The organism is Anabaenopsis arnoldii, assembly GCF_028331025.1.
Classification (GTDB): domain Bacteria; phylum Cyanobacteriota; class Cyanobacteriia; order Cyanobacteriales; family Nostocaceae; genus Anabaenopsis; species Anabaenopsis arnoldii.
Window position 1 is genome coordinate 57052 of record NZ_JAQMUH010000088.1, and the last position, 11577, is coordinate 68628.

Sequence of the window (11577 nt, forward strand, 5' to 3'; positions counted from 1 at the left end):
CAGCAGACTCTCAAATATGTTCATTGATGAATTGTCACCAATATTTCAACAATTAACCAAGCACCCAGTTTCATTTATGGGGGGATTTTTTTCTGGTGTGCTGCGACTCAATCTCAAGGACGATCCGGTCAAAAGCTGGCTGGATAAACACATCAATTCTACTTGTCACACCACCAGTCCAACTAGTGAAGCCCACAATGGCAAAGCTCGCGGCCCTCAGCAAATTTCTATTGATTGAGATTTAGACCTATCCTAAAATGGACTAAACCAGAATTGAGGTTGAACAAAAGTATTATGGGTAGGCATTTGCCTGCCCTGCATGATCAGTTTAATACAGTTTGTTAAATCTCATACTTTGAAAAATGTCACAATCAGTTATCATGTGAGCGTATGGCTAAGTTCAGTCCCTTGGCATCTTGAGTTGAAGCGAAAGCAAGCATGATGATCGCTGTCCTACAACATCCGCCATGGGTGAGTCAGAACAGACTATGCAAAATTTGCAGTTTGTTCATATCTCTTTCCCCAGCTGAACTGATCGCTTTTTGTTACAAATTACGTGATCCACATGACTATTTACGTTGGAAACCTCTCTTACCACGCTACTGAAGAAGACTTAAGAACTGTATTTGCCGAGTATGGTCAAGTCACAAGAGTGGTCTTACCTACTGACCGCGAAACAGGTCGGATGCGAGGCTTTGCATTTGTTGAAATGAAGGAAGATGCTCAAGAAGATGCAGCTATTACCGAGTTAGATGGCGCAGAATGGATGGGCCGTCAACTGAGAGTCAATAAAGCCAAGCCCAGGGAAGACAATCGCGGCGCGAGTTGGGGTAAAAAAAGAGATTATTAACAATAGCAGATTTTTATACCGACGGAAAATTAATTGCTCAATTTGACCAGTCCTAGAGCAGAAAGCCCACTCCTTCTTGGGGTGGGATAAATTTCCAGCAACTTTAGTTGCAGTCAAAACCTACTGACATTAATTTAGCGGTAAGGCAAACAATAGAAAAAATGAACTAGGTAAGCTAGTAAAACTCCTGATATCAAAAAAATTTGCTCATAAAGGTATACAAGCACTAACAGGCTATTTCCAGGAGTTCAGAGAACTTTCACAGGCAAAAGCCAAAATTTCAATTCTTTAGTTTATCTAAAATCATATTTGAGTTATCAAAATACCTTTCTAAGATAGAGGCAGCAACCAAAAGTTGTCATTAATAAATCCAACTCACAAGCACAATGCTAGGGAGTAACAAAAATGACTCAAGCTCCAGAATCTCTAGATTTTTTTATGAATGATGCTACGGATAAGAGCTTAGATCGTGATTGTACAACATTATCGCGTCACGTACTCCAACAATTTAAGACTTTTTCCCCAGATGCACAGGATTTGAGCGCGCTGATGAATCGTATAGCCCTGGCGGGTAAACTAGTTGCTCGTCGTCTGAGCCGCGCAGGTTTAATGGAAGGAGTTCTGGGATTTTCTGGAGACGTCAACATCCAAGGGGAATCTGTCAAAAAGATGGATGTCTACGCCAACGATGTATTTATCTCCGTGTTTAAGCAAAGTGGCTTAGTCTGTCGCCTCGCTTCCGAAGAAATGGAAGAACCTTACTACATCCCAGAAAACTGCCCTATAGGTCGCTATACCTTGTTATATGACCCAATTGATGGCTCATCTAATACCGACACCAATCTCAGTTTGGGTTCAATTTTTTCTATTCGTCAGCAAAAAGGCGATGATATTGATCGTCAAGCATCGGATCTCCTGAGCAACGGACGGGAACAAATCGCCGCCGGATATATACTGTATGGGCCGAGCACAATGCTGGTTTATACTATGGGCAATGGTGTTCATTCATTTACCCTTGACCCCAGCTTAGGGGAATTTATCCTCTCGGAAGAAAACATCCGCATCCCTAATCATGGTTCTGTTTATAGCGTTAACGAAGGTAATTTTTGGCAGTGGGAAGAATCAATGCGAGAGTATATCCGCTACGTTCATCGCACTGAAGGCTATACCGCTCGTTATAGTGGCGCTATGGTGAGTGACATCCATCGCATTTTAGTTCAAGGTGGCGTATTTCTCTATCCAGGGACAATTCAGAAACCAGAAGGGAAATTACGCTTACTTTATGAATCTGCTCCCTTAGCTATGTTGATTTCACAAGCAGGCGGTCGCGCCACCACAGGATTAGTAGATATTTTGGAAGTAGTGCCGAAAAAGCTACACCAACGCACACCTTTAATTATTGGTAGTCAGGAAGATGTGGCCAAGGTGGAGTCTTTTATTCAAAACGGACACTAGTACCGCTCCTAATTCCTAGTGCTGAGACTAAAAATTCTTTTGATTAATTGGCAATGAGTAGTTGATTCACACCGAGGAGCTAATAGATACAATAAATCTCTACCAAGAATTAACAGTTAACATGGCTATGTTATTCGAGAATATCTGGAATTGCGGACGGATCAGATCCCTGGTGATGAACTAAAAATTACCTCAGCGGGTCGATGTCATGAGTGATGATTAACGCCACAATTCAAAAGAAAACATCAAAAATTGATGTATTGTGCGTTGCTTCTCTGGTGATGGCAATAGCGTAGCGTGGCGTAGCTATAGCAACACACACCAGAAGTATCATCAACAGAAGTAAAATCATGGGTATGTCCACCAATCATTTGCTCGAAATTAAAAAACTTGGTCAAAGTCTCTGGATGGATAATTTGAACCGTAAAATTATGAAATCAGGTGAACTGCAAGACTTGGTAGAAAATCAGGGTATCTGTGGGATTACTTCCAATCCAGCCATATTTGAAAAAGCGATGGCTGGGCCAAGCTACGCTATCGCCAACAATACCATGTATGATGCGGACATTGAAGCTGGCATTCGGAAGGGATTACCCCCAAGAAAAATTTACGAATCCCTAATTTTTGCAGATATTTGCAACGCATATGATCTGCTGCACCCAGTATATGAAGCATCCAATAAACTCGACGGTTATGTGAGCATAGAAGTAACACCCACCATTGCCCATGATCCCCAAGCCTCAATAGCAGAAGCTCGTCGCTACTGTCAAGAAATTGGGGGGGAAATGTCATGGTAAAAATACCTGGGACACAGGCCGGTTTAGCAGCAGTAGAACAGGCCATATCCGAAGGTATCAACATCAACATCAGCCTAGTGTTTGCCGTAGACAGTTACATCAAAACAGCAAAGGCTTATATGCGGGGCTTAGAAAAACGGGCGGGAAAAGGTGATAGCGATAGCGTGGCGTTAGCCATAGACCTGAGTAAAATTGCTTCCCTAGCTAGCTTCCTTCTCAGTCGCATTGATACTAAAATTCATGCCAAAATAAAAAGTGGCATTACTGATATCACCCAAAAAGCCAAACTGCAAGCAGTCAAAGGCAAAGTCGCGATCGCTAACGCCAAAATTGCCTACCAGGAATACAAAAAAATTATTCAAAGCCAGAGATGGCAAGCCTTGGCGGACAAAGAAGCGAATGTACAGCGATTACTTTGGGCCAGTACCAGCACCAAAGAGCCAAAATACAGTGATTTCATGTATGTTAACCAATTGATTGGGCCCCAGACCGTTAACACCTTACCACCCGAGACAATTGCAGCTTGCGCAGACCATTGCGATGTAGCATTGCGCTGAGAAAGCGGCGTTGCAGAAGCCTATCAACTCATGGAAAGCCTAAAAGACCCAGACATTAACATTGATCTGAATGTAGTCATCGAGGAACTCCTAGTTGAGGGTATTGATAAGTTCGTCAAACCTTATGAGTCCTTGATGAACTCTTTAGAAAACAAAGTCAAGTTATTGTCACCAGTATAGACCTTCAAGGCACAAGTTTATTTGTAGATGCAATAGCCAAGCGTGGCGTAGTCAGATATCCAGCGTCTCATCAACACACCACTTAACACCCACTGAAAACTTCTATGGTTAGTTTGCTAGAAAATCCCTTGCGCGTTGGCCTGCAACAACAAGGGATGCCCGAGCCTCAAATTATTATCATCTTTGGCGCATCTGGTGACCTTACCTGGCGTAAATTAGTCCCTGCCCTTTACAAATTGCGCCGAGAAGGACGCATACCTCCAGAAACCACCATTGTCGGCGTTGCCCGTCGAGAGTGGAGCCACGAGTACTTCCGTGAGCAAATGCAAAAAGGCATGGAAGAAGCTCATGCTAAAGTACCTTTAGGTGAATTATGGCAAGACTTCTCCCAAGGTCTGTTCTACTGTCCAGGGGACATAGACAATCCTGAAAGCTACCAAAAGCTCAACACCCTTTTAAAGGAATTAGACCAGAAACGGGGCACAAGAGGAAACCGAATGTTCTACCTCTCCGTAGCTCCTAACTTCTTCCCCGAAGCCATTAGGCAACTAGGAAGCGCCGGAATGCTAGACGACCCCTACAAACATCGTCTGGTGATAGAAAAACCCTTTGGTCGCGACCTAGCATCAGCCCAGAGTCTGAACCAAATAGTGCAAAAATATTGCCAAGAAAATCAAGTTTACCGCATTGACCACTACTTAGGTAAAGAAACAGTTCAAAACCTGCTGGTGTTCCGGTTCGCTAATGCCATATTTGAACCGTTATGGAACCGTCAATTTGTTGACCACGTACAAATTACCGTCGCAGAGACCGTAGGAGTAGAAGACCGAGCCGGCTACTATGAAAAAGCGGGCGCTCTCAGGGATATGTTGCAGAATCACCTGATGCAACTTTACTGTCTCACGGCCATGGAAGCACCTAACTCTATGGATGCCGACAGCATCCGCACAGAGAAAGTAAAAGTACTGCAAGCCACGCGTTTAGCTGATATCCCCAATTTGTCACGGTCAGCAGTACGTGGTCAATATAGTGCTGGGTGGATGAAAGGTCAACCAGTGCCAGGATATCACGAAGAACCGGGAGTAGCCCCCAATTCCACTACACCCACCTATGTAGCTATGAAATTTCAGGTTGATAACTGGCGCTGGCAAGGTGTACCTTTTTACTTACGTACAGGGAAGCGGATGCCAAAAAAAGTAAGTGAAATATCTATTCACTTCCGCGATGTTCCCTCTCGTATGTTTCAATCAGCATCTCAACAAAGAAATGCCAATATCTTAGCCATGCGTATTCAGCCAAACGAAGGAATTTCCTTGCGTTTTGATGTTAAGATGCCAGGGGCTGAATTCCGCACCCGTTCGGTGGATATGGACTTTAGTTATGGTTCTTTTGGTATTGAAGCTACTTCTGACGCTTACGACAGACTGTTTCTTGATTGCATGATGGGCGACCAGACATTATTTACTCGTTCCGACGAAGTAGAAGCGGCTTGGCAAGTAGTAACTCCTGCTCTTTCAGTTTGGGATGCACCAGCAGACCCAGCTACTATTCCCCGGTACGAAGCTGGTACCTGGGAACCTACAGAGGCGGAATTATTAATTAACCAAGATGGTCGTCGCTGGCGCAGACTGTAAAAAAATAACCAACGAATACTGACTAAAGTACTATGATTTCCCAAGCTCCAACAATTTTCTCTCTTCAGGCTCCTAAAGATATTTCTATCAGCGAAATAGAAACGGAGCTTAATCAAATTTGGCAAAGTTACGGCATCACAGGTGAAGACGGTACTCTTCCTGCTGCTACCAGAGCCACAACATTTACTTTGCTAGTTTACGAACCGGAAGAAACTCAATATTTGTTATCAGTTCTAGGATTTTATAAAGGTCCTTTAGATGGCATTCTCGGTCCACAAATGGGAGCAGCCCTCAGGCAAGTTCAAGTGAAGTATGGACTTCCCGAAACGGGCACAGCGACACCGGAAACCGTGGCTATACTAAGGGAAGAATTCGCTAAACGTCAGGGAAATATGGCAACATCTGAAAGTGTTGCTTATAATTTCAGCCCCACAAGCCCCTCTATCGCTGATGAAATTGCTCTACGTAATCCCTGCCGCATTATTGCTCTGTTCCCTATTGCTGGGGAAGATGAAGGGGTTAGAGCTTCAATTTCTGCCTACTGTCCGATTCAAAAGCAGTCTTCTAGCACTCTTATCTGTTGTGAATATATTACTTTGAGTGGAACGGCTGCGGCTTTAGAACGCGTGGGAGGTATGATCCCAGCATTATTAATTGGTGGCTTACCCAAGTTTCTCTGGTGGAAAGCTACACCAGACCCTAATAACAATCTCTTTAAGCGACTGGCAACAGTTTGCAATAATGTGATTGTGGATTCTTGCAATTTTAACAAGCCAGAAGGTGATTTACTTAGCTTGCAAAAGTTGGTAGAAACTGGTGTTCCTTTGGCTGATTTAAATTGGCGACGCCTGTCGGCATGGCAAGAATTGACGGCTCAAGCTTACGACTCACCCCATCGTCGCGCGGCTCTTAAAGAAATTGACCGGGTGACTATAGACTATGAGAAGGGTAATCCTGCTCAAGCATTATTATTTTTAGGTTGGTTGGCTAGTCGCTTGCAATGGTCACCAGTTTGTTATAAAACAGAATCTGGTGATTATGAAATTACTCAAGTTCGTTTTGTTGCTCAAGATCAGCGACAAATAGAAGCGGAATTAGCCGGGGTTCCGGTTGCTGATGTAGGTGATGTTGTGGGTGATTTAATTGCTCTACGTCTAAGCTCCACAAATCCCCAAGCGGACTGTGGTACCGTTATTTGTACAGAAACTGGCGGTTGTATGCGTATGGAAACCCACGGGGGGGCTCAGTCTGCTGGTATGTTTCAACAGGTCGGTTCCCTTTCTGAACAAAAAGCAGAGTCTTTGTTAAGTCAGCAGGTGCAGCGTTGGGGTCGGGAGTTACTTTTTGAGGAAAGTTTGGCTGTTGTAGCCGAGATTCTGCTTTTAAACAGTTGAAAAGTATTCTCTAGCAGATGCAAGTTTCTTTAGTAGAGAAGTTCCGACGGAACGTCTCTACAGGGTAGCGTAGCACCACCCGATTGCTATGGCTATCCTTTTTCTTATGTCATAATTACTATGGTGCAGTTAATATTTTTGATGATTGCCAGTCTATGGCTTTAGTTGTCGCAGGAGAACGGAGTGGAGTGGGTAAGACAACGGTTACCCTGGCTCTTTTGGCATCTTTACGCCGTCGTGGTGTATCTATACAGTCTTTTAAGGTTGGTCCAGATTACATTGACCCTATGTTTCACGCTTATGTTACTGGTCGTCCTTGTCGCAACTTAGACCCGGTACTAACTTCTGAGGCTTACCTTAAAAGGTGTTTTGTTGATCACAGTCAGGAGTGTCAATATTCCCTGGTGGAAGGGGTGATGGGTCTATTTGATGGAGTCAAGGGGGTAAGAGGGGGGGAAAAACCTTCCTTGAGTACAGATTTTGCTAGTACGGCACATATTACCAGACTGCTAGATTTACCTATACTGTTAGTAATTGATTGTAGCCGTTTATCCGGCTCTGTGGCTGCGATCGCTCACGGTTATTGTTCTTTTGATCCAAGAATAAAAATTGCTGGGGTGGTCTTAAATCGCGTCGGGAGCGATCGCCATTTATCTCTACTTAAAGACTCTCTAGCAGTATTACAATTACCTATAGTGGGCGTACTGCGTCGTCAGGATAATATCACTATACCCGATCGTCATTTAGGTTTAGTGCCTACAGCAGAACTTCCGAAATTGGAAGCTGTTGTTAATGTTCTGGCTGATTTAGGCGATACCTGTTTTGACTGGCAATATTTATTACCATTGTTGGAGAATCCCAAGGGGGACACAGACGGGTACAGACCTTCCGACCGAACGTCTCTAGACTTTAAGGGAGAAGGGGGAGGAGAATTATTCCCACATTCCTACGGTTATCCTCTCAAAATTGCAGTAGCGCGCGATCGCGCTTTTAATTTCTACTATCAAGATAATCTCGATTTACTGCAAAATCTAGGTGCCGAAGTCGTTTTCTGGAGTCCTTTAACAGATACCCAACTACCTCCTGATATACAAGGAATGTATTTTGGCGGGGGTTTCCCGGAGGTTTTCGCTGAGGGTTTAGCAGCTAACATTTCTGTGCGTAATGCGGTTAAAACAGCAATTTTAGCAGGAGTACCCACCATAGCCGAGTGTGGGGGATTAATGTATTTATGTAAAGAAATTATCGACTTTGAGGGTAAACCTTGGCAGATGGCGGGGGTCTTACCCACATCTGCTATTATGGGCAAAAATTTAACTTTAGGGTATCGTCGAGCGGTAGCTTCACAAGATAACCTATTAGTATCAGCAGGTACAAGCATTTACGGTCATGAATTCCATCGTTCTGAGTTAAACCCTAAACCTGAGCAAAGTTTATTTAAAATTTATCCCTACGATGGTGATGGCTTGGAAGTAGAACACAACAGTCAACATCTGGGAACTGATGGTAAGACCCACAGCTTGTCTGGGCTACATCTGAGAAATCTGCACGCATCTTATATTCATGTACACTGGGGACAAAATCGGGAAATCCCCCGCAGGTTTCTGCAACGCTGTCTAGAGATATCAGAAAAGAAAAAGTAGTACAGACAGAGGACGACGTATTTATATATCCAAATTTATTTAGAGATTTTAACCACTCTAGAATTTGAGAACATTTTTATGCCGACGACTGGAACTAGTATATCAGCACCCCAAAACTATCACAGCCAATGGACAACAGAAGTTATTCAAGTTCTCAATAGCGACCCAGAAAGGGGATTATCTTCTACGGAAGTTGACAAACGACAATCTGAGTTTGGTAAGAATGAACTTAAGGGTAAACCGGGAAAGCCTGCTTGGTTGAGATTTGTCTTGCAGTTCAATCAAGCCCTTCTCTACATTTTACTTATTGCCGGGTTAATTAAGGCTCTTTTACTTCAGTGGACAAACGCCGGGGTAATTTGGGGTGTGACTCTAATTAACGCTATCATTGGCTTTGTCCAAGAGTCAAAAGCCGAAGGTGCGATCGCCGCCTTAGCCCAAGCTGTTACCACCGAAGCGACGGTGATTCGTAACGGACAAAAATCCCGAATCCCCTCCCAAGAATTAGTTCCCGGTGATATTGTCTTACTTACTTCTGGGGATAAAGTCCCAGCAGATTTACGGTTATTCAACGTTCGTAATTTACAGGTAGATGAGTCCGCTTTAACGGGGGAGTCAGTACCGGTAGAAAAGTCTACTGCTGACCTCAGACCCGATACTCCCCTAGCAGAAAGGGTGAATATGGCTTATGCAGGTAGCTTTGTCACCTTTGGTCAAGGTAGCGGTATTGTTGTGGCCATTGCCAACGCTACGGAAATGGGGCGTATTTCCCAGTCCCTAGAACAAACCACCAGTCTCAGCACCCCCCTCACCCGTAAATTTGACAAATTTAGTCATCAACTCCTCTATATAATCCTTGGACTAGCAGCTATGACGTTTGCTGTGGGCTTAGGAAAAGGACAAACCTGGCCTGCTATGTTTGAGGCATCGGTGGCCTTGGCGGTGAGTGCAATTCCCGAAGGTTTACCCGCAGTGGTGACGGTGACCATGGCTATTGGAGTTAACCGCATGGCAAAACGTCACGCCATCATCCGTAAACTACCGGCGGTGGAAACTCTAGGGGGGGCTACTGTTATTTGTTCGGATAAAACTGGTACTCTCACAGAAAATCAAATGACGGTTCAGGGAATTTACGCCGGCGGGCAGCATTTCCAAGTCACAGGTACGGGTTATAATCCTCAAGGGGAGATTCTGTTTGAGCAGCAACCAGTAGATTTACAAACCGGATACTTCCCCGCCCTTGCAGATTGTTTAATGGCTGGGTTACTTTGCACAGACTCTCATTTAGCAAAAAATAGTAATGGTAATTGGTCTGTGGTAGGTGATCCTACTGAATGCGCTATAATTATAGTGGCAAATAAGGCGGGGTGGAGTCAGTCGGAAATGACAAAATTAACTCCGCGCATTGATGGTATTCCCTTTGAGTCTGAGTTTCAATACATGGCTACTCTCCATGATAACCGAGACTCGGAGTCGAGAATTATTTACGTCAAGGGTTCCGTTGAAGCTATTACCAGTCGTTGTGAGCAAATGCTCAATGCTGAGGGAGAACTCGAACCAATGGCGGATCTTGAGTTAATAGAGCAGCGCGTGGTAACGATTTTAGCTAAACAGGGAATGCGGGTTTTAGCTTTTGGTAAAAAAATCGTCAGCCATGGGCAGAACTCTGTAGACCATGAAGATATTGCTTCTGGTTTGATTTTCTTAGGTTTACAGGGGATGATTGACCCACCCCGTCCAGAGGTGATCGCCGCAGTGCGTGCCTGTAAAACCGCAGGGATTCAAGTTAAGATGATTACAGGCGACCATATTACCACAGCCAAAGCCATAGCCCAACAAATTGGTTTAGAAAAAGACGGTCAGGTACAAGCCTTTGACGGTAAGCAAATCGCCCAAATGGACAACAGCCAACTCGCCCATGCTGTGGAGCATGGTGTGGTCTTTGCTAGGGTAGCTCCAGAGCAGAAATTGCGCTTAGTGGAAGCTTTGCAATCCCAAGGGGAAATTGTGGCCATGACCGGCGATGGAGTCAACGACGCTCCCGCTCTCAGACAAGCAGATATTGGTATCGCCATGGGGGGCGCAGGTACAGATGTAGCCCGGGAAGCCTCTGATATGCTGCTTACCGATGACAATTTTGCCTCTATTGAGGCTGCGGTGGAGGAAGGACGCACAGTATATCAGAATTTACAAAAGGCGATCGCCTTTATCTTACCGGTGAATGGGGGCGAATCCATGACTATTCTCATTAGCGCCCTCTTCGCCAGAGACCTACCCATTCTCTCCCTCCAAGTGCTGTGGTTAAACATGGTTAACTCTGTAGCCATGACCGTACCTTTAGCATTTGAACCCAAATCAGACCGGGTAATGAAACGTCCACCCCGCAACCCCAAGGAGCAGTTACTTTCTCGTACACTGTTCCAGCGCATAGCAGCAGTTTCTATCTTTAACTGGATTCTCATCTTTGGGATGTTTGAATGGGTGCGTCAAACCATAGGGGATATTAACATAGCTCGAACCATGGCAATTCAAGCTCTAGTCGCGGGACGAATTGTTTATTTATTGAGTATTAGTCAGTTAGCGAATGTAGCGGCGCGAAAAATCCAAGGTCAAGCAGTCAGTATCAACGATGGTCGCGCCATGTCTGTGGGTATACTCGGCACAGTATTATTACAAATCATATTTAGTCAATGGGATGTTATGAATCTTTTATTTAAAACCGCACCCCTGAATTTACAACAGTGGTTAATTTGCTTACTTCCGGCTATACCTATGATTCCCCTGGCTTGGTTTGTTAATCGCATAGACCCCACTAATTAAGGCCAATGGCTAACGCCACGCTATATGTGTCCGTTCTGTTCTACTATGTTCTTTGGTCTGACCAATATATTTGGTGTATTCCTTTACCTTTAAGTTGACCCACCAATTGCGGCACAGGAGTAAGCGATAGCGAAGCGCTGCTGCAAGCAGATCGCTATCAATAAAACTAGAGAAATAAATCTTTCACCAATTACATTAGTATCCAGGGTAAGAGCATCTGAATCACTGCATCGGTTACCACCATCAC

The 11577-nt window shown here is 44.4% G+C and carries 7 protein-coding genes and 1 pseudogene; all 8 read left to right on the forward strand.

Going from position 1 to position 11577, the window contains the following annotated elements; genetic code table 11:
- Positions 1-16: 16 nt before the first annotated feature.
- The 8 genes and pseudogenes from PN457_RS07495 (at position 17) to PN457_RS07530 (ending at position 11330) form a co-directional block, all read left to right on the forward strand.
- Entirely contained in the window at positions 17-238 is a 222-nt protein-coding gene (locus tag PN457_RS07495) for a hypothetical protein (RefSeq protein ID WP_271732382.1), read from the forward strand.
- Positions 239-565: 327 nt separating this feature from the next.
- A complete protein-coding gene (locus PN457_RS07500) occupies positions 566-850 on the forward strand; it encodes an RNA recognition motif domain-containing protein (RefSeq protein WP_271732383.1) in 285 nt (94 codons plus the stop codon).
- A gap of 405 nt (positions 851-1255) precedes the next feature.
- Entirely contained in the window at positions 1256-2305 is a 1050-nt protein-coding gene (gene fbp, locus PN457_RS07505) for a class 1 fructose-bisphosphatase (protein ID WP_271732384.1), read from the forward strand.
- Between the two features lie 356 nt (positions 2306-2661).
- A pseudogene (gene tal, locus PN457_RS07510) lies at positions 2662-3839 on the forward strand (transaldolase).
- A gap of 104 nt (positions 3840-3943) precedes the next feature.
- Positions 3944-5473: a glucose-6-phosphate dehydrogenase gene (zwf, locus tag PN457_RS07515; RefSeq protein ID WP_271732385.1), complete on the forward strand. Its 1530-nt coding sequence runs from the start codon at positions 3944-3946 to the stop codon at positions 5471-5473.
- 32 nt (positions 5474-5505) lie between these two features.
- Positions 5506-6867, forward strand: coding sequence for a glucose-6-phosphate dehydrogenase assembly protein OpcA (opcA, locus tag PN457_RS07520; protein ID WP_271732386.1), 1362 nt, complete (start codon positions 5506-5508; stop codon positions 6865-6867).
- 155 nt (positions 6868-7022) lie between these two features.
- The gene (locus PN457_RS07525) at positions 7023-8510 is read left to right on the forward strand and encodes a cobyrinate a,c-diamide synthase (RefSeq protein ID WP_271732387.1); all 1488 of its coding nucleotides are present in this window, start codon (positions 7023-7025) and stop codon (positions 8508-8510) included.
- A 78-nt stretch (positions 8511-8588) separates the two neighbouring features.
- Positions 8589-11330: a cation-translocating P-type ATPase gene (locus tag PN457_RS07530; RefSeq protein WP_271732388.1), complete on the forward strand. Its 2742-nt coding sequence runs from the start codon at positions 8589-8591 to the stop codon at positions 11328-11330.
- Positions 11331-11577: the final 247 nt, after the last annotated feature.